Source organism: Herbiconiux oxytropis (genome assembly GCF_024979315.1).
GTDB classification, from domain to species: domain Bacteria; phylum Actinomycetota; class Actinomycetes; order Actinomycetales; family Microbacteriaceae; genus Herbiconiux; species Herbiconiux oxytropis.
This window is the reverse complement of record NZ_JANLCK010000013.1, coordinates 19235-43425: the sequence shown is the minus strand read 5'-3', so window position 1 is coordinate 43425 and position 24191 is coordinate 19235. Positions and strand designations below refer to the sequence as shown.

Sequence of the window (24191 nt, the reverse complement as noted above, 5' to 3'; positions counted from 1 at the left end):
CCTAGTGGCGCCGAGCGCGTGACCGCGGCCCCCGAACGGGCGCACGGGTGGGCGTCAGTCGCGGGAGCGGCGGAGCTGCGTTCCGGCGATCAGGAGGAGAGCTCCGAGGCCGCCCGCGAAGGCGCTCACACCGAAGGCGAGCACCGAGGTCATGAGCGAGGTGCGGAGCGACGCGGCGGTGGCGAGCGATGCGCTCTGCCCGCGCAGGGCGCGCTCCTCGTCGCTGCCCGACTCGACCTCGCGGAGGGCCGCGCTGACGTCGGCGAAGGTGCGGCCGCCGGCTCCCCGCTCGGCGTTGCCCTTGATCACGAGGGCCTCGACGTAGGCGGTCACGGGGCCCTGCACCGTCTTGCCGGCGAACGCGGGTGCGTTGCCCGGGACCACGATCTTCTCGTCGCGGAGCTGCTTCGAGATCACGAACCAGGCCCCAGAGCCGGCCGTCAGGAAGAGCGAGCCCGCGGCCACGGTGAGGCCGCCCACGCGTCGGAGGGAGGCTGGGGAGGAGTTCGTCATGCATCCGAGCCTACGCGGCGGCGGCGGTTCCTCCTGCCCACGAGAGGACCAGGGGTGGTGAACCGTGGACAGAGACCTCACGGGGCGGCCCAGAGCTCCTCGGCCTCGAGGACCAGGTCGATCATCTGACGGAGGAGTCCCGCCATCGATGTCGACCTCAGCAGGGTGTACCGGTCGTACTCGCCGAGCGGGGCGATCGCCGCCAGTTGCCACACGGCGGCGACGGGGTCGTCCGACAGCTCGAGAGCGGCATCCGGCTGCCGCTCCGCGACGCGGGCGGTCACACGGCGGACGACCGCTTCGGCCTGGGCCCGCAGCGGTGCGAGCGCCTCGGACCACTCCAGATCCGGCAGCGGCGAGAGCTCGGCCCTGGGATACGGATCCTCGCCGACCCAGCGCTCGACCGTGAACCGCCGGGTCCCCACTCCGACGATGATGAGGTCGTCGGCACCCGCGGTGGCGCTCACAAGACGCGCCATCGTCCCGACCGAGGCGCGCTGGTCGCCACCCCCGGCTTCGGGTCCGCGCTCGATGAGGACGACGCCGAACTCGAACCCCGGTTCATCCTCGTCGAGAAGCCGCCCGACCATGGTGAGATACCGCGGCTCGAACACCCGGAGCGGGATCGGCACGCAAGGGAACAGGACCGATCCGAGCGGGAACATCGGTGAGGCGGCCATACCCCAGTGAAGCACCGCCGACGTAGAGTGAACAGATGCCCCGACCGCGCCCGGAGACCCCAGGAACCGGACAGGAGTCCGTCTGGGACTACCCGAGGCCGCCGCGCGTCGAGCGCGTCACGGCGCCGGTCACGATCCGTCTGGGCGGGCAGCTCATCGCCCTGACCCGAGACGCCGTCCGGGTGCTCGAGACCAGCCATCCGCCGGTCTACTATCTCCCGATAGCGGACTTCTCGACCGGCTCGCTGGTCGATGCCGACGGCTCGTCGTTCTGCGAGTTCAAGGGCGCAGCACGCTATCTCGACGTCCGTGGCGGAGGCGAGGTGCGTTCGGCGTGCGCGTGGAACTATCCGCAGCCGGCGCCGGGGTTCGAGCCCCTCCGAGACCGCGTCGCCGTCTACGCACAGCAGATGGACGAGTGCACGGTCGACGGCGAGATCGTCACGCCGCAGCCCGGAGGCTTCTACGGCGGCTGGATCACCGGATCCGTCGTCGGGCCCTTCAAGGGCATACCCGGGTCGATGGGCTGGTGAACGCCCCGGCGGCTCGCTAATTGTTGAAGCGGAACTCGACGACGTCGCCGTCCTGCATCACGTAGTCCTTGCCCTCGATGCGGGCCTTGCCCTTCGCGCGGGCCTCGGCGATGGAGCCGGTCTCCACGAGGTCGTCGAACGAGATGATCTCGGCCTTGATGAAGCCCTTCTGGAAGTCGGTGTGGATGACACCGGCCGCCTGCGGAGCCGTCCAGCCCTTGCCGATCGTCCAGGCACGGCTCTCCTTCGGGCCCGCCGTGAGGTAGGTCTGGAGGCCGAGGGTGTCGAAGCCGATGCGGGCGAGCTGGTCGAGGCCGCTCTCGTCCTGGCCCGTCGATGCGAGGAGCTCGGCCGCGTCGTCGGGCTCGAGGTCGATGAGCTCGGACTCGAGCTTGGCGTCGAGGAAGATCGCCTGGGCCGGCGCCACGAGGGCGGCCAGCGCATCCTTGCGAACGGGGTCGTTCAGGATCTCCTCGTCGACGTTGAAGACGTAGATGAACGGCTTCGACGTGAGCAGACCGAGCTCGCGGATGGGCTCGAGGTCGATCGAGGAGGTCGACAGCGGCTTTCCGGTGTCGAGGTACTCACGGGCCTGCTTGGCCGTCTCGAGCACGATCGGTGCGAGCTTCTTGCCCTTGACCTCCTTCTCGTAGCGGGCTTCCGCCTTCTCGAGGGTCTGCAGGTCGGCGAGCACGAGCTCGGTGTTGATGGTCTCCATGTCGCTCGCGGCGTCGACCTTGCCGTCGACGTGCACGACATCCGAGTCGATGAAGCCCCGGATGACCTGGGCGATCGCATCCGCCTCACGGATGTTGGCGAGGAACTTGTTGCCGAGGCCCTCGCCCTCGCTCGCGCCGCGCACGATGCCCGCGATGTCGACGAACGAGACCGGTGCGGGGAGGATGCGCTCGCTGCCGAAGATCTCGGCGAGCTTGTCGAGGCGCGCGTCGGGGAGGTTCACCACACCCACGTTGGGCTCGATGGTGGCGAACGGGTAGTTCGCCGCCAGCACCTGGTTCTTCGTGAGGGCGTTGAACAGAGTGGACTTGCCGACATTGGGCAGTCCGACGATCGCGATAGTAAGAGCCACGGTCGTCCATCCTACTTTCTCTGCCGAGACGTCACTTTCCACACATCCCGAGGGATCTTGGTGTGAGAAGTGACGTCTCGGCGGAGGGCAGGCGGGCTAGTTCTGGGGGAAGCCCAGGTTGATGCCACCGTGCGAGGGGTCGAGCCAGCGGCTCGTGATGGCCTTCTCCTGCGTGAAGAAGCGGAAGCCCGCGAGACCGTAGGCCTTGGAGTCGCCGAAGATCGAGTCCTTGACCCCCCCGAACGAGTGGTAGGCCACGGGCACCGGGATCGGCACGTTGATGCCGATCATGCCGACCTCGACCTCGTTCTGGAAGCGGCGGGCCGCTCCCCCGTCGTTGGTGAAGATGGCCGTGCCGTTGCCGTAGGCGCCGTTGTTGATGAGGTCGACGCCCTCCTCGTAGGAGTGCACGCGCACGACCGAGAGCACCGGGCCGAAGATCTCGTCGAGGTAGACCTTCGACGTGGTGGGCACGTTGTCGATGAGGGTGGGGCCGAGCCAGAAGCCGGAAGCTTCGCCGTCGACCTCGATCCCGCGGCCGTCGACCACGACCGTCGCGCCGTCCTCGTGCGCCACGTCGATGTAGGAGGCCACCTTGTCGCGGTGCACCTCGGTGATGAGCGGGCCCATGTCGCAGCTGCGGCGGCCGTCGCCGGTCTTCAGGCCCGCCATGCGCTCCTGGACCTTCGCCACGAGGTCGTCGGCGATCGTGTCGACCGCCACGAGCACCGAGATGGCCATGCAGCGCTCGCCCGCCGAGCCGAAGCCCGCATTGATGGCGGCGTCGGCGGCGAGGTCGAGGTCGGCGTCGGGCAGCACGAGCATGTGGTTCTTGGCGCCTCCGAGGGCCTGCACGCGCTTGCCGTTGCGGGCCGCGGTCTCGTAGATGTACTGCGCGATGGGCGTGGAGCCGACGAACGAGATGCTCTTGACGTCGTTGTGGTTCAGCAGGCCGTCGACGGCCTCCTTGTCGCCGTGCAGCACGTTGAAGACGCCGTCGGGGAGGCCGGCCTCCTGGAAGAGGGCGGCGAGCCAGTTGGCGGCGCTCGGATCCTTCTCCGAGGGCTTCAGCACGACGGTGTTGCCGGCCGCGATGGCGATCGGGAAGAACCACATCGGCACCATGGCCGGGAAGTTGAAGGGGCTGATGATGCCCACCACGCCGAGCGGCTGCTTGGTGGAGTAGACGTCGACACCGGTCGAGACGTTCTCGGAGTACTCGCCCTTCAGCAGGTGCGGGAACCCGGTCGCGAGCTCCACGACCTCGAGGCCGCGGGTGATCTCGCCCAGGGCGTCGGAGAGCACCTTGCCGTGCTCGGCCGTGAGGATCTCGGCGAGCTCGCCCTTCCTCGCGTTGAGCAGCTCGCGGAAGGCGAAGATGACCTGCTGGCGCTTCGTGATGCTCGTGTCGCGCCAGGCGGGGAAAGCGGCCTTCGCGGCGGCCACCGCGGCGTCGATCTCGGACTGGTTCGCGAGGGCCACGCTCTTGGACTGCTCGCCCAGGGCGGGGTCGAAGACGGGCGCCGTGCGGCCGCTCGTGGACACGAGCTCCTCGCCGCCGATCCAGTGGTTCACTACGGGGAGTGCATCAGACATGATTCCTGCTTCTTTGCTCGAACGGGATTCCTGGAGCAAGCCTAGATCCTGGGGCCGTCATCCGGCTGTGCAGGTGTCCGGCTGTGCAGGTGTCCGGTGGTGCCGCTGTATGCGTTCGGTTCCGTCGTGGCGACGGCCCGGTGTCGGTGGCGGATGCGAGACTGGCCGCATGGACGCACTGCTCCCCCTCCTCCTCGGTCTTCTCGTCGGTCTCGTGCTCGGCGTGGTCGGAGGTGTGCTCTTCGCCCGGGCCCGCCAGGGCGGTGCTGCGGGCGGTTCGTCCGCGGGCACCGTCGCCATGCTCGAGAGCTCGCTCGGCGAGCGCACCGCGGCCCTCACCGAGACGCGCTCGCGGGTCGAACAGCTGGTCGAGGAGCGCGCGGGCCTGCAGAGCCGGCTCGCCGGCATCGAGGCCACCGCGTCGGGGCTCCGCGAGCAGGTGGAGGAGCGCACGCTCGCGCACCGCGAGCAGTTCGAGTCCGCCGTGCTGGCGCACCGCGCGCAGCTCGAGGGCGCCATCACCTCCCACCGCGAGCAGACCGCGCTCGCGCGGGAGCAGTTCGAGACGCAGCTGGCGTTCGCGCAGGAGCAGTCGCGCGAGCGGCTCGAGCAGCAGGATGCGCAGTACCGCGCCCAGATCGGCATCCTCGAGGAGCGGCTCACCGACTTCCAGCGCCGGCTCAAAGACGTGCAGGATGCGGAGAAGACCCGCGCCGGGGAGGACAGCAAGGTCCTGGTGGCCCTCAGCCCCGTGCAGGAGAGCCTGAAGGCCGTGCAGGCGAAGGTCGTGGAGCTCGAGGCGCAGCGCCAGCAGCAGTACGGCGAGCTCTCGCAGCAGCTCAAGTCGGCCACCGAGTCGGAGGAGCGGCTGCGCTCGACCGCCGAGTCGCTCGCCTCGGCGCTGCGCTCCAACAGCACCCGCGGCGTGTGGGGCGAGACCCAGCTCCGGAGCGTCGTCGAGGCGGCCGGGCTGATCGAGCGCGTCGACTTCGACGTGCAGACCTCGATCGTGAGCGACTCCGGAGCGGGGCGCCCCGACATGGTCGTGCACCTGCCCGGCGGCAAGAACATCGCGGTCGACGCGAAGGTGCCGTTCGACGCGTACCTCGAGGCCTCCGCCATCCAGGCCTCGGCCACGGGAGTCGAGGGCGAGCACCGCTCGCAGCTCATGAAGAAGCACGTGAAGGCGCTGCGCGAGCACATCACCGCGCTCGGCACGAAGGGCTACTGGAACGGGCTCGAGGCCTCCCCCGAGCTCGTGATCGCCTTCATCCCGAGCGAGTCGCTCGTCTCGAGCGCGCTCGAGGCCGATCCGTCGATCATGGAGTTCGCGTTCGGCAAGCGCGTGGCGCTCGCCTCCCCCGTCACCCTGTGGTCGGTGCTCAAGACGGTGGCCTTCTCCTGGCAGCAGGACGTGCTGACCCAGGAAGCGCGCCAGCTCTTCGACCTCAGCCAGCAGCTCTACACACGGCTCGGCAAGACCGCCTCGCACATCGACAAGCTCGGCCGCACGATCGACCGCACGGTGAAGGACTACAACGCCTTCGTCGGCTCGTTCGAGCGCCAGGTCTTCCCCACTGCCCGCAAGCTCGGGGCGCTCTCGAGCGAGAGCCTCTTCCCCGAGCTGTCGCCCCTCGAGGAGGCTCCGCGCGAGCTGTCGGGGCACGAGCTGCTCGCCGAGCTCGAGGCGGCGGAGGCGCCGATGGTCGAGGCTCCCGAGGTAGAGGCGGCGGAGGCGGAGGCGGAGGCGACAGCGGCCGAGGCGCAGCCGACAGCGGCCGGGCGCGACGACGACGCCGAGCGAGCCGCAGAGGTCGAGCGGGCCGTCGCGGAGTTCGACGCGCTGGGCGACCCGGCGGCGGCGCGCGACGCGGCATTCCTCGAGCACGAGTCGGGGGGCTCCGCCCAGGTGATCGACATCGAACTCGACTTCGGCAGGCCCACGGGCACCGATCCGCGCTAGCCGGTTCAGAAATGCAATCGTGGAGTGATCCGGCCCCCCAGGGGGCTCGGGTCACTCCACGATTGCGTTATTGAACCGAAGTGGGAGCCTCAGAGCCACTTCTCCACGAGGTGGTCGGCCTCGATGCGGCGGATCGTGCCCGAGTGCGAGCGCAGCACGATCGACTCGGTGCGGATGATGGGGCCGAGGCGCTTGACGCCCGCCACGAGGCCGCCGTCGGTCACGCCGGTGGCCACGAAGAACGTGTTGTCGCCGCTCACGAGGTCGTCGGCCTCATAGAGCTTGTCCATGTCGAGACCGGCGTCGATGCCCTTCTGGCGCTCGTCGTCGTCCTTCGGAGCGAGCCGGGTCTGGATGAAACCGCCGAGCGCCTTGATCGCGCACGCCGTCGCGACACCCTCGGGGCTGCCGCCGGTGCCCACGCACATGTCGATGCGGGTGCCGTAGCGCGCCGCGTTGATGCCGCCCGCGACGTCGCCGTCGAGCATCAGCCGGGTGCCGGCGCCGGCGGCACGGATGTCCTCGATGAGCTGCTGGTGCCGCGGCCGGTCGAGCACGGCCACGCGGATGTCGCCGACGTCCTTGCCCTTCGCCTTGGCGAGCGCCCGGATGTTGTCACCGATCGGCCGGTCGATGTCGATCACGCCGATGCCGTCGGCATCCGTGACGATCTTGTTCATGTAGAACACCGAGGAGGCATCGAGCATGGTGCCGCGATCCGAGGCGGCCAGCATCGAGATGGCGTTCTGCCGGCCGGCGGCGGTGAGCGAGGTGCCGTCGATGGGATCGACCGCGATGTCGCAGGCCGGGCCGCGGCCGGTGCCCACGTGCTCACCGTTGAAGAGCATGGGCGCTTCGTCCTTCTCGCCCTCGCCGATCACGATCACGCCGTCGAAGTCGACGGTGCCGAGGAACTTGCGCATCGCGTCGACCGCGGCGCCGTCGGCGGCGTTCTTGTCGCCCTTGCCGATGAACGGCTGCGCCCGGATGGCGGCGGCCTCGGTGGCACGCACCAGCTCCAGGGCCAGGTTGCGGTCGGGGTGCTCGTAGAGAGGGGCGCTGTCGGCGGTCATGCGGGAGTCCTTCCGGGGTCACCCGACCGGGCTGTGCTGACCGGCGGGCCTCGACAAGCCTATCGGGGACGGCGCTGGATAGACTCGGATCGAACGGCACCGGCCGGCGCGCCCGGTCGCGCCCACCAAAGGAGATGACATGCCCATTGCAACCCCCGACCAGTACGCAGAGATGCTCGACAAGGCCAAGACCGGCGGCTTCGCCTACCCCGCCGTGAACGTCTCGTCGTCGCAGACGCTGAACGCCGTGCTCCAGGGACTGGCCGAGGCGGGCTCGGACGGCATCATCCAGGTCACCACGGGCGGCGCCGACTACTTCGCCGGCCACACCGTCAAGGCGCGCGCCACCGGTGCGCTCGCGTTCGCCGCGTTCGCCCACGAGGTCGCGAAGAACTACCCCATCACGGTCGCGCTGCACACCGACCACTGCCCGGAGCCCGCCCTCGCCGACTTCGTCTTCCCGCTCATCGAGGCCTCTGAGGCCGAGGTCAAGGCCGGCCGCAACCCCATCTTCCAGTCGCACATGTGGGACGGCTCGGCCATCCCGCTCGGTGAGAACCTGAAGATCGCCGAGGACGTGCTGAAGCGCACCAAGGCCATCAACGCCATCCTCGAGGTCGAGATCGGCGTCGTCGGCGGCGAGGAGGACGGTGTCAGCCACGACATCAACGAGCACCTCTACACGACCCTCGACGACGCCATCGCGACCGTCGAGGCCCTCGGCTTCGGCGAGCACGGCCGCTACATGGCCGCCCTCACCTTCGGCAACGTGCACGGCGTCTACAAGCCCGGCAACGTCAAGCTCAAGCCCGAGCTGCTGAAGGAGATCCAGGACGGCCTCCAGGCCAAGTACGGCACGGGCCCGAAGCCCCTCGACCTCGTCTTCCACGGCGGATCGGGCTCCACCGACGCCGAGATCGCCGAGGCCGTTGCCAACGGCGTCATCAAGATGAACATCGACACCGACACCCAGTACGCCTTCACCCGCTCCATCGCCGACACGATGTTCAAGAACTACGACGGCGTGCTGAAGGTCGACGGCGAGGTCGGCAACAAGAAGGTCTACGACCCCCGCTCCTGGGGCAAGCTCGCGGAGTCGGCCATGGCCGCTCGCGTGGTCGAGGCCACCCAGCAGCTCGGCTCGGCCGGGCACTCGGGCAAGTAGGGTAACGTCGCGGCGGGACGGCTCCGGCCGCCCGCCCCGAACCTATCCGACCGGCCCGATCCGGTCGGCCCGATGTGACCGGCCCGATCCGACCGCACCGACACCACACGAGAGCAGCGCGTGACCGACGAACGACCCAAGCCCAAGTACGGCGAACTCGCCCCCGAGGGCTGGAAGTGGGAGCCGCCGGCCGATGCGGAGCCCGAGCAGCCGGTCGAGGTGGAGGCCCGCACCCCGGCCGCGCCGCCCGCGGTGCGCCCCGCGGCGCGCGACTCCGCGGCCGCACCGGCCTCGGGATCCACCCGCACCCCCGCCCCCGCTCCTGCGACAGCGACCTTCGGCCCCGACGGTCGCCCGGTCAACCGGGCCGACCGCATCGCCACCATCGCCCTGCTCGCCATCGGCCTGATCTGGACGGCGAACACCATCTCGTCGCTCGTGTCGCTGCCGGATGTCATGAACCAGGTCATGGAGATCTGGGGCATCGACAGCGCCTACACGGGCACCGCGACCGCGAACACCGCGGGAGTGGCGGGGGCGGCGCTGACGTTCCTCGTCTTCGCCCTCACGGCCGTCTACTCGATCCGGCGCGTGCGGCAGAACAAGCTGGCGTTCTTCATCCCGGTCATCGGTGCCGTGGTGGCGGGGCTGATCAGCTTCACCGTCGTGACCATCGCGATCATGGCCGACCCGGTCATCCTCGACACGCTCACGCGCGTCAGTCCTTAGGCCGAGCCGCCGCCGCGGCGGTGTCAGCCCTAGGCGCGGTGGCGGCCGCCGGTGGCGCGGGGGTCCTTCTTGCCGGAGGTGTCGCGGCGGAGCTCCTTCGGCAGTGAGAACACCAGGTCCTCCTCCGCGGTCTGCACGGTCTCGATGTCGCCGTAGCCGGCGCCCGCGAGGTCGTCGAGCAGCTCCTGCACGAGCACCTCGGGCACCGAGGCGCCGGAGGTGACCCCCACGGTCTCGACGCCGTCGAGCCACTCCTGCTTGACCTCGTGGGCGTAGTCGACCCGGTAGGCGGCCTTCGCGCCGTACTCGAGGGCGACCTCCACGAGGCGCACCGAGTTCGACGAGTTCGCCGAGCCCACCACGATCACGAGGCCGGCGCCCTGCGCCACCTTCTTGATGGCGACCTGGCGGTTCTGGGTGGCGTAGCAGATGTCGTCCGAGGGGGGATCCTGCAGGTTCGGGAACTTCACCCGGAGGCGGCGCACGGTCTCCATGGTCTCGTCGACCGAGAGGGTCGTCTGCGAGAGCCAGACCACCTTGTCCGGGTCCTTGACCTCGATGTCGTCCACGGCATCCGGGCTGCCGACGAGCGTGATGTGCTCGGGGGCCTCACCGGCGGTGCCCTCGACCTCCTCGTGGCCCTCGTGGCCGATCAGGAGGATCTCGAAGTCGTCGCGGGCGAAGCGCACGGCCTCGCGGTGCACCTTGGTGACGAGCGGGCAGGTGGCGTCGATGGCCTGGAGGCCGCGGTCGGCCGCGCCCTGCACGACGGCGGGCGAGACGCCATGGGCGGAGAAGACGACGTGGGCGCCCTCGGGCACCTCGTCGACCTCCTCGACGAAGATCGCGCCGCGCTTCTCGAGCGTGGAGACGACGTGCACGTTGTGCACGATCTGCTTGCGCACGTAGACGGGGGCGCCGTAGTTCTCGAGCGCCTTCTCGACGGCGACGACCGCCCTGTCCACTCCTGCACAATAGCCACGAGGGGCTGCCAGGAGCACACGCTTGTGCCCGGTCACCGGGTTATCCTTTAGCCTGTTGCGAACGCCGGGAATCCTCGGCATCGGCAGACTGATGGTCGTCGCATTGCTCACCCCCCGAGTCTACGTCGGCGCGACTGGGTGAATGCCGCCCTGAAGGAGAGTGATGGCGTGACCGACGCCCCCGCGTTCGTCTCGGGCCCGCCCACGCTCGAGAACCCGTGGCCGGTCGGCGAGCTCGCGCAGAAGATCCGCGGCTACATCGAGCGGCTCGGCACGGCCTGGGTCGAGGGCGAGATCACGCAGTGGGGTGTCTCGGGCGGCAACGTCTACGGCAAGCTCAAAGACCTCGCCGGCGACGCGACGGTGAGCTTCACCATCTGGTCGTCGGTCAAGGCGAAGCTCCCGGCCGACCTCAAGCAGGGCGACCGCGTGATCGCTCTCGTCAAGCCCAACTACTGGGTGCGCGGTGGCACGCTCACCATGCAGGTGTTCGAGATGCGCCACGTCGGCCTCGGCGACCTGCTCGAGCGGCTCGAGCGACTGAAGTCGCAGCTCGCCGCCGAGGGGCTCTTCGACCGGTCGCGCAAGAAGCCGCTCCCGTTCCTTCCCGGTGGCATCGGCCTCATCACGGGCAGAGACAGCGACGCCGAGAAAGACGTGCTGCGGAACGCGCAGCTGCGCTGGCCCTCCGTGCGGTTCCGCGTGGTGCACGCGGCGGTGCAGGGCGATCGCACGGCCCGCGAGGTCGTGGCGGCGCTCGAGGCGCTCGACGCCGATCCCTCGATCGACGTCATCATCGTGGCGCGCGGCGGCGGTGATTTCCAGAACCTGCTCGGGTTCAGCGACGAGGCGGTCGTGCGCGCCGTCGCCGCCGCCCGCACCCCCGTGGTGAGCGCCATCGGGCACGAGGCCGACTCTCCGCTCATCGACCTCGTGGCCGACCTCAGGGCGTCGACGCCGACGGATGCCGCCAAGCGGGTGGTGCCGGATGTCACGGAGGAGCTGCACCGGGTCGACCAGGCCCGCCTGCGCATCCGGGGCCGGGTGGCGAACCTCGTGTCGGTGGAGGTCGACCGGATCGCGCAGATCCGCAGCCGGCCGGTGCTCGCGGAGCCGGGGTGGATGATCGACCGCCGCTCGGAGGACCTCACGCGCTTCGTGGCCCGCGGCGAGGAGCTCGTGCGCCGGGTGATCGAGCGCGAGCAGAATACGGTGCGCGAGCTCGCCGGGCACCTGCGGGCGCTCTCCCCTCAGCGCACCCTCGACCGGGGCTACGCGATCGTGCAGGCCACGAGCGGGCCGCACGCCGGGCACATCGTGCGCGCCGACTCCGAGGCGCCTGCGGGGAGCAGCCTCACCGTGACGGTGGCCGAGGGAGTCTTCGACGCCGAGTCGCTCGGCCGCACCCCCCGCGGTGGCGCGGCCTCCAGGGGCGCCGCCGCCGACCGCGCCGCCGCCGACCGGGCCGGGGCAGACCGGGCCGGGGACGCCCTCGCCGCCGAATCCGCACCTCGAGATCGTTAGGATCGAAGCATGCCCGTCACACCCGCATCCGCCGGCGCCCCTGCGCCCGGTGCCGACGCCGAGTCGCTGAGCTACGAGGAGGCTCGCGACGAGCTCATCCGCGTGGTGGGCGAGCTCGAGCAGGGCTCGGCCACGCTCGAGCAGTCGCTCGCGCTGTGGGAGCGCGGCGAGGCGCTCGCCTCCCGGTGCGAGCAGTGGCTCATCGGCGCCCGCGAACGGCTCGACGCCGCCCGCGCGACGGCGGCGGAGTAGCGGCATGGCGCGCGCGAAGAGCGAGCAGACGATCGTCGCCGAGCTCGGCCGGCCCGAGACGCCCGATGAGACCGCGGCCCGGAAGGCCGAGGCGTCGCGGCTCTACCGCGACCGCAAGACGCTCTTCAACCTGCTCTACGCTCTCCTGGCCTCCGTGGCCCTCGTGGCGGCGATCGTGCTCCTCGTGCCGCGCTCGGAGGGATCGCTGATCGATCCCGTCGACTATGCGACCGTGGCCGAGAGCGCCCAGGCGTCGATGCCCGTGCCGCTGGCGGTGCCGGACCTCCCCGAGGGCTGGACCTCGAACGCGGCCGAGATCCGCACCGCCCCGAGCGACGGTGTGATCTCGTGGTATATCGGCCTGATCTCGCCCGAGCAGGAGTACGTGGGCCTCACGCAGGCCGTGGAGGCGAACCCCTCGTGGCTCGCCGACCAGGTGGCCGGCGGGCTCGCGAGCGGCGTGGTCGACCTCGACGGCGTGGAGTGGACGGTGTACGACAACCGATCGGGCGGATCGGGCCAGGACGAGGTGGGCAACGTCGAGTACGCGCTCACCACGGAGTCCGGCGAGTCGACCTTCGTGGTGTTCGGCACCGCGGAACCGGAGGAGATCGAGGTGGTGGCGACCTCGATCGCCGGCACCGTGCTGGAGCAGGGCGAGGGAGCGGAATGACAGACCAGGACGGCAACGGCACCGAGGCCACGACACCCTCGAGAGTCTGGGCCACCATGCTGCGCGGCAACGAGCGGTTCATGGCCGGCACCCCGAAGCACCCGCGTCAGGACGTGGAGACGCGAGCCAAGACCTCGCACGTGCAGACCCCGCGTGCGGCGCTGTTCGGCTGCGCCGACTCGCGATTGGCCGCCGAGATCATCTTCGACCTCGGCCTCGGCGACCTCTTCGTGGTGCGGAACGCCGGGCAGGTCATCTCCGACTCCGTCATCGGCAGCCTCGAGTACGCCGTGGAGGTGCTCGGCGTCGCCCTCATCGTCGTGCTCGGGCACGATGAGTGCGGTGCCGTGCGCGCGGCCATCGACTCGCAGCTGCCCGACGCCGCTCCCCTGCCCGGCCACATCCGCGGCCTCGTGGAGCAGATCGTGCCCGCCCTCGACAAGGTGCCCACCGAACGCGCCGACGACGGATCGCTGCTCACGGCTCCGGATGCGGGTGCGGTCGGCAAGGCCCACCTCCGCTCCACCGTCGGCCAGCTGCTGGAGTCGTCGGAGATCATCACCCACGCGGTCGCGGAGGGTAGATTGGCTGTGGTGGGCGCGAACTACCGCCTCGCCGAAGGCCGGGCCGTCGCCGACATCGCCATCGGCGATCTCTGACCCGCGACCTCCATCAGTACGCAACCCCAGGAACACAACGCCGCTGCGCTGCGTCGCCGGCATGACGAAAGGACGACCACACAGTGGTGGACACCGCCGATCAGACCGAGTACCGCATCGAGCACGACACGATGGGCGAGGTGCGGGTTCCCGTCTCCGCCCGCTACGGCGCGCAGACCCAGCGCGCGGTCGAGAACTTCCCCATCTCCGGCGCCGGGCTCGAGACCGCCCAGATCGCCGCGCTCGCGCGCATCAAGAAGGCGGCAGCGCTCGCCAACAGCAAGCTGGGCGTGCTCGACGACACGATCGCCCAGGCCATCGCCGCGGCCGCCGACCGCGTTGTCGCCGGCGAGTTCGAGGGCGACTTCCCGATCGACGTCTACCAGACCGGATCCGGCACCTCGTCGAACATGAACATGAACGAGGTGCTCGCCTCGCTCGCCACCGAGTCCCTCGGCTCGAACGTGCACCCCAACGACCACGTGAACGCCTCGCAGTCCTCCAACGACGTGTTCCCCACCTCCGTGCACGTCGCCGTCACGGGTGCCCTCATCCACGACCTGATCCCCTCGCTCGAGCACCTGCAGAAGGCGCTCGAGGAGAAGGCCGCGCTGTGGGCCACCGCCGTCAAGGCGGGCCGCACCCACCTGATGGACGCGACGCCCGTGACCCTCGGCCAGGAGTTCGGCGGCTACGCCGCGCAGATCCGCCTCGGCATCGAGCGCGTGAAGTCGGCGCTCCCCCGCGTGGCCGAGGTTCCGCTCGGCGGCACCGCCGTGGGCACGGGCATCAACACGCCCGCCGGGTTCCCGCAGCTCGTGATCTCGCTGCTCGCCGACGAGACGGGCCTGCCGATCACCGAGGCCCGCGACCACTTCGAGGCCCAGGGTGCCCGCGATTCGCTCGTGGAGGCATCCGGAGCCCTGCGCGTGCTCGCCGTGTCGCTCACCAAGATCTGCAACGACCTGCGCTGGATGGGCTCGGGCCCGAACACCGGCATCGGCGAACTGCACATCCCCGACCTGCAGCCAGGCTCGTCGATCATGCCCGGCAAGGTCAACCCGGTCATCCCCGAGGCCGTGCTCATGGTCTGCTCGCGCGTGATCGGCAACGATGCGTCGATCGCCTGGTCGGGTGCCTCCGGCGCGTTCGAGCTCAACGTGGCCATCCCGGTGATGGGCACCGCGCTGCTCGAGTCGATCCGTCTGCTCGCGAACTCCTCGGTGCTCCTGGCCGACAAGACGGTCGTGGGTCTCGAGGCCAACCTCGAGCGCGCCCGTGCCCTCGCGGAGTCGTCGCCGTCGATCGTGACGCCGTTGAACCGCGTGATCGGCTACGAAGCGGCCGCGAAGATCGCCAAGCACTCCGTGGCCAAGGGCCTCACGGTGCGCGAGGCCGTGATCGACCTCGGCTTCGTGGAGCGCGGCGAGGTCACCCTCGAGCAGCTCGACTCGGCGCTCGACGTGCTCTCGATGACGGCCCCGCCCGCCGCGAAGTAGCTTCCCTCACCCGAAGACGACGGAGCCTCAGCCCCACAGGTGGCTGAGGCTCCGTCGTCTGCGCTGCAGGGCCCGAACTCCGTCGTCTCCCCCGCCGGCGGTGGGGGCGGTGGTGGCGGAGCTCACGGAGGCCAGGCGAGGACCGTCGCCCACCAGAAGGCCGCGAGCAGCGGCGGGCCCAGCGGGATCCGGGTGTCGCTGCAGGCGGAGACCAGTGCCGGTGCCATCAGCAGGGCGAGGGCGACGCCGGCAAGGGGCAGGACGACAGCTCCCAGGAGCGCTGCCGTGCCCGCCAGCAGCACGGCCAGCTTGACGTCGCCCATTCCCACGGCCCCGGCCAGCCAGCCGGCGCCGAAGACGGCGGCAGCGCAGGCGCAGGCGGCGAGCACGGAGAGCGCACGACCGGGCTCCTGCACCTCCGCACCGACGATCGCCCACCCGAGCAGCACCAGCCCGGGCATCACGAGCGTGTTCGGCAGTCGTTGCTCCCGCGCGTCGACGACCGCGAGCGTCACGCTCACGGCGGCCAGGTAGGACAGCGGCACGATCTCTCACGGCGGATGCGAGGAGACGGAATCGAATTCGAACGGCATGCCGGCACGCTACGCCGCGCAAGACAGCGAAGGGCCGCGACCCCCACGTCGGTGGATGGTCGCGGCCCCGATTGCTCTCTGTGCAGGAGCCGCTAGGCGAGCTCGTTCGACTCCAGCATCTCGGTGACGAGCGCGGCGATGGCGGAGCGCTCCGAGCGGGTGAGGGTGATGTGCCCGAAGAGCGAGTGGCCCTTGAGCGTCTCGATCACCGAGGCGACGCCGTCGTGCCGCCCCACCCGCAGGTTGTCGCGCTGCGCGACGTCGTGCGTGAGCACCACGCGCGAGTTCTGCCCGATGCGGGAGAGCACCGTGAGCAGCACGTTGCGCTCGAGCGATTGCGCCTCGTCGACGATCACGAACGCGTCGTGCAGCGAACGGCCCCGGATGTGGGTGAGCGGCAGCACCTCGAGAATGCCGCGATCGATCACCTCGTCGAGCACGTTCTGCGACACGAGCGAGCCGAGGGTGTCGAACACGGCCTGCGCCCACGGGTTCATCTTCTCGGCCGCGTCGCCCGGCAGGAAGCCGAGCTCCTGGCCGCCCACCGCGTAGAGCGGCCGGAACACCATGATCTTCTTGTGCTGCTGCTTCTCCAGCACCGCCTCGAGACCGGCGCACAGGGCCAGAGCGGACTTCCCCGTACCGGCTCGACCCCCCAGCGACACGATCCCGACCTCCGGGTCGAGCAGCATGTCGATCGCCACGCGCTGCTCCGCCGAGCGCCCGTGCAGACCGAAGACGTCGCGGTCGCCGCGCACGACCTGGAACGTGTCGCGTGAGACCACGCGGCCGAGCGCCGATCCCCGATCCGAGTGGATGACGAGGCCCGTGTTCAGCGGCATGTCGCGGACGAGCGGCGTGCTGAGCGTCTCCTGGTCGTAGAGCCGCGCCATCTCGTCGGAGCCGAGCGTGATCGAGTCGATGCCGGTCCAGCCGGAGTCGACCGCGAGCTCGGCGCGGTACTCCTCGGCCGCGAGGCCGATCGAGGCGGCCTTGACGCGCAGCGGCAGATCCTTCGAGACCACCGTCACGTTGAGCCCGTCGTTCGACAGGTTCTGCGCCACCGCGAGGATGCGGGTGTCGTTGTCGCCGAGCTGGAGGCCGGAGGGCAGCACCGAGGTGTTGGAGTGGTTCAGCTCCACTCGCAGCGATCCGCCCTCGGTGCCGACCGCGATCGGGAAGTCGAGCCGCTCGTGCTGCACGCGCAGCTCGTCGAGGTTGCGCAGCGCCTGCCGGGCGAAGTACCCGATCTCGGGGTCGTTGCGCTTGGACTCCAGCTCGGTGATGACGATCACCGGGAGGACCACCGCGTGCTCGGCGAACCGGAAGATCGCCTTCGGATCAGACAGAAGAACCGAGGTGTCCAGAACATAGGTCACCTCGGCGGTCGATGTCGTGCGAGTGGTGCTGGTGCTGCCTCGTGCTTCCCCTCCGGTGCTGTTCCCGCTGGTCTGATGAGTCATGGGCTCGGCCACATCCACTCCAACCCCGAACGCTCGGCGCTCGGATTCAGTAGGCGATCGGGCCACGGTGGTTGTGTCGAAACGTACTTATGTGGCCGTCTCGATCAGGCGCCATGCCTGATGTGACCGAAGCTACGCTCGTTGCCGGATGCGTGGGTTACGACACGCAACGCAGAAGATTAACAGTGTGTTACACGGGTGTAATTCGTGAGAGGCCCCACCCAACCCGACCCAAGGCGGTACCGTCGCCGCGATGCGCCGCGCAGCGACGCATCGCGGCGGCGGCACCGCATGTCGCCCGCGCCGCAGAGGCGGCGGCGCGGCTAAGAACCAAACCTCCGTTGGCGGCGGGAGTAGTCGCGGAGGGCACGCAGGAAGTCGACCTCGCGCACGTCGGGGCCGAGGGCCTCCATGAAATAGAACTCGCTGTGGGCCGACTGCCAGAGCATGAAGTCGCTGAGGCGCTGCTCGCCCGAGGTGCGGATGACGAGATCCGGATCCGGCTGGCCACCCGTGTAGAGGTGCTCGGCGATGAGCTCCTGGTCGATGTCGGCCTCGAGCTCGTCGAGCCCGTGACCGAGGTCGCGGTGCTTCTGGATGATGCTGCGCACCGCATCCGCGATCTCCGAACGACCTCCGTAGCCCACCGCGAGGTTCACGTGCAGCCCGCCGTGCTGGGCGGTTCGGGCCTCGGCGCCGTCGAGGGCCGCGATGAGCGGCTCGGGGAGGCCTGCGTTGGTGCCGACGTGCTTGACCCGCCAGTCACGGAAGCGCGAGATGTCGTCGGCGAGGTCGGCGATGATCTCGATCAGTTCGGTGAGCTCGTCGCCTGAGCGGTTGCTGAGGTTGTCGGTCGAGAGCAGGTAGAGGGTCACGACCTCGATGCCGAGATCGTCGCACCACTCGAGGAACTCGCGGATCTTCGCGGCCCCCGCCCGGTGCCCGTGCGCGGCGGTGCCGAGCGAGCGCTGCTTGGCCCAGCGACGGTTGCCGTCGAGGATCATGGCGACGTGCTTGGGCAACACCGATCCGTCGAGGTGACGGCGGATGCGCCTCTGGTAGAGGCGATAGAGAAGACCTTCTCCGACCTGCTGCTGGCGTTTCGGCACACAGTCACGTTACTCGCTGCTGGCGTAGTCTGAGCACATGGCTGCACCCGAGATCCCTGCCGCTGCCGACACCACGGCCGACGGCGGTCCCGACCTCCCGAACGTGCCCCTGCTCGACGACGAGATCGAGCACTCGCCCGCCGAGCAGAAGCCCACCTGGCGGGGCTGGATCCACGCCGGAACGTTCCCCTTCACCGTCGTGGCGGGCATCGTGCTCATCGTGCTGGCCGAGGGCGCTCCGGCGAAATGGGCGAGTGCGGTCTTCACCCTCACCTCGATGCTGCTGTTCGGCAACTCCGCGCTCTACCACCGCATCGACTGGAAACCGAAGACGAAGCTGCTCTTCAAGCGCATCGACCACGCCAACATCTTCCTGCTGATCGCGGGAACCTACACGCCGATCGCCGTGCTCGCGCTGCCGCCCGAGAAGGGCTCCCTGCTGCTCGTGGTGGTCTGGGCGGGAGCGCTCCTGGGCATCGGCTTCCGGGTGTTCTGGATCGGCGCACCGCGCTGGCTCTACGTCGTGCTCTACCTGGCGCTGGGCTGGGCGGCTGTGGCCTACCTCGGCGACATCTTCGCGGTGAATGCCGCCTCGATGATCCTGGTCGCCGCGGGAGGCCTCGCCTACACGCTCGGTGCGGTGGCCTACGCGCTCAAGAAGCCCAACGTCTTCCCCGGGAGGTTCGGCTTCCACGAGGTGTTCCACACGCTAACGGTCGTCGCGTTCCTCTGCCACTGGACCGCGATCCTGCTGCTGGCCATCGACCCGCCCTTCAACGGCTGACCCGGCCGACCCGGCTGACCCGGCCGAGCCGACCGACCCGGCCGGGGCCACTGCACCTGCGTCAGCCGCGGCAGCCGCGTCGCGCGCTGCCACCTCGGCCTCGAGCTGCTCGCGCACCTGCGCCCGGTAGTTCACCCGGCGCACCCGCCGCACCATGTCGATCACGAGCAGCACCGTCACGGCCGCCACGAAGAAGGTCGCGATGAAGCCGATGACACCCGGCGTCACCTGATCCGGATCGGGGGTGTTCTCCTCGGTCGCCACGGCCACCGCGACGAGGTGGTCGAGGAGCGCGCTCACGCCTCGTCCTCCACGCCGTCGAAGAGGTCGGTCTCGGGGTCGGTGGAGGTGACCTCCACCCGCGACTGCACGAGCTGGTAGTCCTCGTAGGGCCACGCGGTCTGCAGGATGTCGTTGGGCCAGAAGAAGAAGGGGTGGTCGGGGGCGACCTGGCTCGCGTGCGCCCGCAGGGCCGCGTCGCGCACGTCGAAAAACGCGCCGGCCGGGATGCTCACGGTGGCGAGGTTCGGCCGGCCGTCGACCCAGCCGCGCATCTCGGTCAGCGTCTTCAGCAGCGCGTGCTCGGGCAGCTCGCGGGTGAGGTAGTCGAAGACCGCCTCGAAGCGCGCGGGGTTCATGGTGCGGTCGTAGTAGAGCTTCGAGATCGACCAGGCCTCGCCGAGCTCCGGATGCGCCGACGCGTCGGCGGCGAGCTCCCAGGCCCGCAGCGACACCTCGTGGGTGCGGATGTGGTCCGGGTGCGGGTAGCCGCCGTTCTCGTCGTAGGTGATGAGCACCTGCGGGCGGAACTCGCGGATGAGCTTCACGAGCGGCTGCGCCGAGATCTCGACCGGGATGGCCCCGAACGAGTTCACGGGCAGCGGATCGCCGGACTCCGGCTCGATCCAGCCCGAGTCGTGGTAGCCGAGCCAGCGGTGCTGGAAGCCCACCGCGGCCTGAGCCGCCGCCATCTCGACGCGGCGGAGGCCCGCCATGTCGCGCTCGGCCCAGATGCGGGGCTCGAGCGACTCGTTCAGCACGGATCCGCGTTCGCCGCCCGTGCAGCTGACCACCATCACCTCGACACCGCGATCGAGATAGTAGGCGTAGGTGGCCGCGCCCTTGCTCGACTCGTCGTCGGGGTGGGCGTGAACGGCCAGGAGGCGCAGCGTCAGCGGTCTCAACTCCTCATGGAATGCGATTAGCCTGGAAACAGGACCACCCCCAAGACTAATCGTCCCGAACCGGGAGAACACCGCGTGAGCACCGACCACCTGCTCGAGGAGCGCTACGGCCGCACGCCGTCGCGTCGGCTCCGGGCCCGCGTGGTGGCCTGGGTCGCCGGATCCGCCGTGGCCGTCGTGCTCATCGCCTGGGTCGTGTGGGCGGGCCTGGACGGCACGAACGCGACCGTGGGCACGCAGGACATCGCCCACACCGTGATCGACGACAGTCACGTGGAGGTGCGCTTCGACGTCACCCTCCCCCGTGGCGAGGGCGCCCTCTGCGCCGTGCAGGCGCTCAGCGAGAAGTTCGCGGTGGTGGGCTGGAAGGTCATCGAGGTGCCGCCGTCAGACCTCGCGAACCGCTCGTTCACCGAGGTCGTGCGCACGAGCGAGCTGGCCACGACGGGTTTGATTTACGACTGCTGGCTCGCATAGTCTTTCGCAATGGCTGAAGACACCCAGGTCACCTGGCTCACTCAGGAGGCGCACGACCGCCTGACGAACGAGCTCGAGCAGCTCAGCGGCCCCGCACGCATCGAGATCGCCAAGCGCATCGAACAGGCGCGCGAAGAGGGCGACCTCAAGGAGAACGGCGGCTACCACGCCGCGAAGGACGAGCAGGGAAAGATCGAGGCCCGCATCCGCCAGCTCACGCAGCTGCTGCGCACTGCGCAGGTGGGCGAGACCCCCGTGAGTCACGGGGTGGTCGAGCCCGGAGTGGTCGTGACGGCCGTCGTCGCCGGCGGCGAGGAGCGGTTCCTGCTCGGCAGCCGCGAGATCGCCGGCAACGCCGACCTCGACGTCTACAGCGAGCAGAGCCCGCTCGGCACGGCCGTGCTCGGACTGGAGATCGGCGAGAAGACCACCTACACCGCTCCCAATGGGCGCGACATCACGGTGGAGATCACGAACGTGGAGACCTTCGAGGGCTGACCCTCCCTACTCCCGCTCGTAGACCACGACGACGAGGTTGGTCGAACGGTCGCGCTCGGTCTCACGGAAGCCCGCGGCCACGATCGCCTCCTCGTTCTCCACACGCTCGCGCCCACTCGTGACGAGGACCACGCGGTCGTACCCGGCGAGCATCTCGGCATCGACCGGATCCGCCTTCTCCCACAGGCTGGGCGATTCCTCGAGCGGCGCCGTGAGCGCGACGTCGTCGAGCCCGGAGAAGGCCTCGGGATAGGCGTACTCGACCACGCGCGCCGTGGCGCCCGGGTGGTAGGCGATGCTGCCGAAGACGACGGCCGTGGGCTCGTCTCGGTCCAGCCGCGAGACCGTGCCGGCGCCCTGCGACCAGCTCGCGTCCTGCTTCGCCTCGGGCATCCGCTGGGCCTGGTAGCTCGGCAGCGCGAGCACGCCCAGGAGAGCCACGATCACGACTCCCGCCGCGACGCGGAGGCGCACGGCCGCCACCGGGACCAAGGCCGGCACCGCCGCCATTGCGATGGCCACGGCCGGCAGGGAGAAGGTGAGGTAGCGAGGCGAGTACAGCGGGGTCACCAGCACGGAGGCGACGACGATCGCGAGCGTGGGCACGACGAGCCAGGGCAGAAGCACGAGGGCCGCCGGCCGCAGCGAGCGCCGCGCGACGAGCGCCACCAGCCCGAGCGCGACGAGGCTCCAGGCGACCATCGCGACCGCGGGGTTCTTCGGGAAGAACTGGGTGAGGAAGACGCCCCTGACGGTGTCGGCGTCGATGGGCGCCACCCAGCTGAGTTGACCCGACTGCCCCACGACCGTGAGCACGAGCGGCAGGCTCACGAGCACCACGGCCGCCACGGTCACGGCGAAGCGGATGACGGTCGCGCCCTCCCTCTGGGCGCCGCCCCGTGATCCGAGGAGCAAGCGCACGAGCACAGTGAGCGCGTGGGCCGCCACGACGAGCGCGAGGTAGAGGAAGACGGCGATCGAGAGCACGGCCAGCCCGCCGTAGACCGCCCAGCGCCACCAGCGGGCATCCGGTCGCTGGGCGGCCAGGAGGGCGAGGGTGAGGGCCACTGCGAGCAGCATGCCGAGTGCATAGGAACGGCCCTCGCCGCCCGCCCAGGTGAATCGGGGAAGCACGATGAGCACGACGCCCGCCAGGAGCCCGAGGCCCCGGCTGGAGAGGAGCCGCGCAGCGAGCACGACGGTGAGCGCGGCTGCGAGCCCCGCGAACACCGCGCTCGGGAGGCGCAGCGTGATCGGGTCGTAGCCCACGAGGTCGAACCACACGTGCATGAGGGCGTAGTAGACGGCGTGCACGGCATCGACGCTCTCGAGCATGCGGCCGAGCGACTCCCAGCTGCGAGTGGCGGAGGCGATGGTGGCGGCCTCGTCGTACCAGATCGACGGCGTCCACGATCCGATGAAGGCCGCCGCGAAGCCGAGCAGGCCGACGAGCACGACCGCCGGCGCGTCGAATCGGCGGCTACGCACGGTCGGCACGGTCGGCACGGTCCGCACGGCCGCCACCCGGCTTCGCCGCGCCGCTGGTGCCGGACACGGCCGCCGGGGTCACGGGTGCCACGCCGCCGCCGAGCGACGTCGAGCGCTCGAGGAGACCCCGGCGCCGTCGGAGCCACCACCCCGCGACCACGACCACTACGGCGAGCGCGAGCGCGACCCGCGACACGGCGAGCGAGGGCACGAGCAGCCGCGCGGTGAGCGCGAGCGGGATGGCGAGCCACTCCCACCGCCGCGTGAGCACGATGAACGGCACGAGCAGCAGGGCGTACCAGGAGTAGCGCGGGCTCAGCACCACGAGAACCGTGCCGATCAGCACGAGCTGGGCGAGCCACGGCGCGGTCGGATCAGCCTTCCACCAGCACAGCCCCGCCACCACCGCCACGATCACGAGCGCGGCCACGAGCGCTGCGTTGCCGGGCAGCACGAGCGAGAGCAGGGCGAAGCGGGATCCGTCGTCGTAGCCCTCCTCGCTGAGGTAGCCGGGCAGGTAGCCGACGACCTCGGGCCCCGACAGCACCACGTAGGGCACGTAAAGCAGGGCGAAGGTGGCGATCGAGACCAGGATGACGGTGAGCGGCCGTCGTGTGAGCAGCGGCGGCGCCACGATCACGGGGATGAGCTTCGTGGCGATGGCCGCGCCGAGCGCGATGCCGCCCCAGACCCGTCGCCCCGAGGCGATCAGGAGGCTCGCGCCGAGGGCGAGCAGCACCCCGAGGGCGTCGACGTGGGAGTTGGTGACGGCCTCGGTGGCCACGAACGGCGACCACGCCCAGAGCGCCACCCACGCGGGGTCGGCTCCGCGCCGCCGCAGCGCCACGATCAGCATCGCGCTGACCCCGAGCGACACGAGCAGGCCGCCGACCTGGAACGGGAGGTACTCCACGGTGTCGGCCACCGGCAGCCGCACGGCGGCGAAGTAGAGCTCGGCCAGCGGCGGGTAGATCGTCGGCACGTGAGGGCGGTTGATCGAGGTGCAGAGCGGATCGCCTGACGGCACCGCGGTGGTGCCGTAGACCCGCAGTTCGTCGCACACGGCCTCGCCCTCCTCCGTGAAGGCGTCGGGCTCGGCGATGAGCCAGTCGACCCGCAGGCCGGCGAGCTCATCGGCCACGGGCACATGGTCGTAGGGCGAGAGTCCCGCCCCGGCGACGATGCCGTCCCAGGCGTAGCGGGCCGAGTCGGTGCTCGTGTTCGGCGGGCCGAGGAGGGCGGCACCGCCCACGAGGAGCGCCCCCGAGACCACGAGGGGCAGCACGTGCGAGGGGCGCACCCGCCGCAGCAGCACGAAGGCCAGGGCGAAGAGGGCCCAGGCCACCGCGGTCGTGGCGACGAGGGCGGGGGTCTGCGTGCGGGAGAACAGCTCGAGGGCGACCGCCTGCCAGCCCACCACGGCGGCCAGAGCGACGACCGCGCACGCGGTGAGGATCGTTCTGACCATGGGGTGGAGCTCTCTGTTCGTCGATCGAGCACGGTGCTCGCTCACTCAAGGATGGCCTGCCCGCAGACCGGCCGCTCCCGTGCCCTCGTTGTTCGCCGTGCGCCGCGCATCCGTTTGGTGCCCCGGACGGCTCTCCCCCACCCATTTACGCCGCCGCGCCGAACACCCTGTGCCGGGCAACGGCGCGAGAGGGTT

24 protein-coding genes and 1 pseudogene are annotated in these 24191 nt (G+C 70.2%); 12 read left to right on the top strand and 13 right to left on the bottom strand.

Annotation, left to right across the window (positions count from 1 at the left end):
* Positions 1 to 54: 54 nt before the first annotated feature.
* Both N1028_RS17450 and N1028_RS17445 read right to left on the bottom strand, forming a co-directional pair.
* The gene (locus tag N1028_RS17450; protein WP_259530700.1) at positions 55 to 513 is read right to left on the bottom strand and encodes an aromatic ring-opening dioxygenase LigA; all 459 of its coding nucleotides are present in this window, start codon (positions 511 to 513) and stop codon (positions 55 to 57) included.
* A 77-nt stretch (positions 514 to 590) separates the two neighbouring features.
* On the bottom strand, positions 591 to 1193 hold the full coding sequence (locus N1028_RS17445; protein WP_259530699.1) for an LON peptidase substrate-binding domain-containing protein: 603 nt from the start codon (positions 1191 to 1193) through the stop codon (positions 591 to 593).
* A 35-nt stretch (positions 1194 to 1228) separates the two neighbouring features.
* On the opposite strand from N1028_RS17445, the gene N1028_RS17440 reads away from it, so the two are divergent.
* Positions 1229 to 1726: a DUF427 domain-containing protein gene (locus tag N1028_RS17440; RefSeq protein ID WP_259530698.1), complete on the top strand. Its 498-nt coding sequence runs from the start codon at positions 1229 to 1231 to the stop codon at positions 1724 to 1726.
* A gap of 16 nt (positions 1727 to 1742) precedes the next feature.
* Here the strand turns inward: N1028_RS17440 and ychF are convergent, their stop codons facing one another.
* Entirely contained in the window at positions 1743 to 2816 is a 1074-nt protein-coding gene (ychF, locus tag N1028_RS17435; RefSeq protein ID WP_259530697.1) for a redox-regulated ATPase YchF, read from the bottom strand.
* Positions 2817 to 2912: 96 nt separating this feature from the next.
* Entirely contained in the window at positions 2913 to 4412 is a 1500-nt protein-coding gene (locus N1028_RS17430; RefSeq protein ID WP_259530696.1) for a CoA-acylating methylmalonate-semialdehyde dehydrogenase, read from the bottom strand.
* A 169-nt stretch (positions 4413 to 4581) separates the two neighbouring features.
* Here N1028_RS17430 and N1028_RS17425 point away from each other — a divergent pair, with 169 nt between their 5' ends.
* Entirely contained in the window at positions 4582 to 6375 is a 1794-nt protein-coding gene (locus tag N1028_RS17425; RefSeq protein WP_259530695.1) for a DNA recombination protein RmuC, read from the top strand.
* A gap of 89 nt (positions 6376 to 6464) precedes the next feature.
* Here N1028_RS17425 and glpX read toward each other — a convergent pair whose 3' ends face one another.
* Positions 6465 to 7448 (bottom strand): class II fructose-bisphosphatase, encoded by a 984-nt coding sequence (gene glpX, locus N1028_RS17420; RefSeq protein WP_259530693.1) that lies wholly within the window; start codon positions 7446 to 7448, stop codon positions 6465 to 6467.
* A gap of 139 nt (positions 7449 to 7587) precedes the next feature.
* Here glpX and fbaA point away from each other — a divergent pair, with 139 nt between their 5' ends.
* The gene (fbaA, locus tag N1028_RS17415) at positions 7588 to 8613 is read left to right on the top strand and encodes a class II fructose-bisphosphate aldolase (RefSeq protein WP_259530692.1); all 1026 of its coding nucleotides are present in this window, start codon (positions 7588 to 7590) and stop codon (positions 8611 to 8613) included.
* Between the two features lie 120 nt (positions 8614 to 8733).
* Positions 8734 to 9342, top strand: coding sequence for a DUF6264 family protein (locus tag N1028_RS17410; protein WP_259530691.1), 609 nt, complete (start codon positions 8734 to 8736; stop codon positions 9340 to 9342).
* 29 nt (positions 9343 to 9371) lie between these two features.
* On the opposite strand, the gene N1028_RS17405 is transcribed toward N1028_RS17410, so the two are convergent.
* Positions 9372 to 10406, bottom strand: a complete 1035-nt coding sequence (locus N1028_RS17405) for a 4-hydroxy-3-methylbut-2-enyl diphosphate reductase (protein WP_259530744.1) — start codon at positions 10404 to 10406, stop codon at positions 9372 to 9374.
* An 87-nt stretch (positions 10407 to 10493) separates the two neighbouring features.
* Here N1028_RS17405 and xseA point away from each other — a divergent pair.
* The 5 genes and pseudogenes from xseA to N1028_RS17380 form a co-directional block, all read left to right on the top strand.
* A pseudogene (gene xseA / locus N1028_RS17400) lies at positions 10494 to 11790 on the top strand (exodeoxyribonuclease VII large subunit); the annotation flags it as partial.
* Between the two features lie 68 nt (positions 11791 to 11858).
* Entirely contained in the window at positions 11859 to 12101 is a 243-nt protein-coding gene (locus N1028_RS17395; protein ID WP_259530689.1) for an exodeoxyribonuclease VII small subunit, read from the top strand.
* Positions 12102 to 12105: 4 nt separating this feature from the next.
* Positions 12106 to 12774, top strand: a complete 669-nt coding sequence (locus tag N1028_RS17390) for a DUF4245 domain-containing protein (protein WP_259530688.1) — start codon at positions 12106 to 12108, stop codon at positions 12772 to 12774.
* On the top strand, positions 12771 to 13433 hold the full coding sequence (locus N1028_RS17385) for a carbonic anhydrase (protein ID WP_310795617.1): 663 nt from the start codon (positions 12771 to 12773) through the stop codon (positions 13431 to 13433). Before N1028_RS17390 ends, N1028_RS17385 begins: the two co-directional genes overlap by 4 nt.
* A gap of 83 nt (positions 13434 to 13516) precedes the next feature.
* Entirely contained in the window at positions 13517 to 14932 is a 1416-nt protein-coding gene (locus N1028_RS17380; RefSeq protein WP_259530687.1) for a class II fumarate hydratase, read from the top strand.
* A gap of 122 nt (positions 14933 to 15054) precedes the next feature.
* On the opposite strand, the gene N1028_RS17375 is transcribed toward N1028_RS17380, so the two are convergent.
* The 3 genes from N1028_RS17375 to N1028_RS17365 form a co-directional block, all read right to left on the bottom strand.
* Positions 15055 to 15477: a prepilin peptidase gene (locus tag N1028_RS17375; RefSeq protein WP_259530686.1), complete on the bottom strand. Its 423-nt coding sequence runs from the start codon at positions 15475 to 15477 to the stop codon at positions 15055 to 15057.
* Between the two features lie 140 nt (positions 15478 to 15617).
* Positions 15618 to 16988 carry an RNA 5'-3' helicase PhoH2 gene (gene phoH2 / locus N1028_RS17370; RefSeq protein ID WP_259530680.1) on the bottom strand — a complete coding sequence of 457 codons (1371 nt, stop codon included), beginning with the start codon at positions 16986 to 16988 and terminating at the stop codon, positions 15618 to 15620.
* A gap of 323 nt (positions 16989 to 17311) precedes the next feature.
* Positions 17312 to 18097, bottom strand: a complete 786-nt coding sequence (locus N1028_RS17365) for an isoprenyl transferase (protein WP_259530678.1) — start codon at positions 18095 to 18097, stop codon at positions 17312 to 17314.
* A 37-nt stretch (positions 18098 to 18134) separates the two neighbouring features.
* On the opposite strand from N1028_RS17365, the gene trhA reads away from it, so the two are divergent.
* Positions 18135 to 18881 carry a PAQR family membrane homeostasis protein TrhA gene (gene trhA, locus N1028_RS17360; RefSeq protein ID WP_259530676.1) on the top strand — a complete coding sequence of 249 codons (747 nt, stop codon included), beginning with the start codon at positions 18135 to 18137 and terminating at the stop codon, positions 18879 to 18881.
* Here trhA and N1028_RS17355 read toward each other — a convergent pair.
* Positions 18807 to 19181 (bottom strand): hypothetical protein, encoded by a 375-nt coding sequence (locus tag N1028_RS17355; RefSeq protein WP_310795616.1) that lies wholly within the window; start codon positions 19179 to 19181, stop codon positions 18807 to 18809. The two genes, trhA and N1028_RS17355, sit on opposite strands and share 75 nt — an antisense overlap.
* Positions 19178 to 20065, bottom strand: coding sequence for a mycothiol conjugate amidase Mca (gene mca / locus N1028_RS17350; RefSeq protein ID WP_375163466.1), 888 nt, complete (start codon positions 20063 to 20065; stop codon positions 19178 to 19180). The genes N1028_RS17355 and mca overlap by 4 nt, the downstream gene beginning before the upstream one ends.
* A 75-nt stretch (positions 20066 to 20140) precedes the next feature.
* On the opposite strand from mca, the gene N1028_RS17345 reads away from it, so the two are divergent.
* Together N1028_RS17345 and greA are read left to right on the top strand one after the other, a co-directional pair.
* Positions 20141 to 20542: a DUF4307 domain-containing protein gene (locus N1028_RS17345; RefSeq protein WP_259530675.1), complete on the top strand. Its 402-nt coding sequence runs from the start codon at positions 20141 to 20143 to the stop codon at positions 20540 to 20542.
* 9 nt (positions 20543 to 20551) lie between these two features.
* On the top strand, positions 20552 to 21040 hold the full coding sequence (gene greA, locus N1028_RS17340; RefSeq protein WP_259530674.1) for a transcription elongation factor GreA: 489 nt from the start codon (positions 20552 to 20554) through the stop codon (positions 21038 to 21040).
* A gap of 6 nt (positions 21041 to 21046) precedes the next feature.
* On the opposite strand, the gene N1028_RS17335 is transcribed toward greA, so the two are convergent.
* Complete coding sequence (locus tag N1028_RS17335; RefSeq protein WP_259530673.1) at positions 21047 to 22537, bottom strand: glycosyltransferase family 39 protein; 1491 nt, start codon at positions 22535 to 22537, stop codon at positions 21047 to 21049.
* Positions 22521 to 23996 carry a glycosyltransferase 87 family protein gene (locus tag N1028_RS17330; RefSeq protein ID WP_259530672.1) on the bottom strand — a complete coding sequence of 492 codons (1476 nt, stop codon included), beginning with the start codon at positions 23994 to 23996 and terminating at the stop codon, positions 22521 to 22523. The genes N1028_RS17335 and N1028_RS17330 overlap by 17 nt, the downstream gene beginning before the upstream one ends.
* Positions 23997 to 24191: the final 195 nt, after the last annotated feature.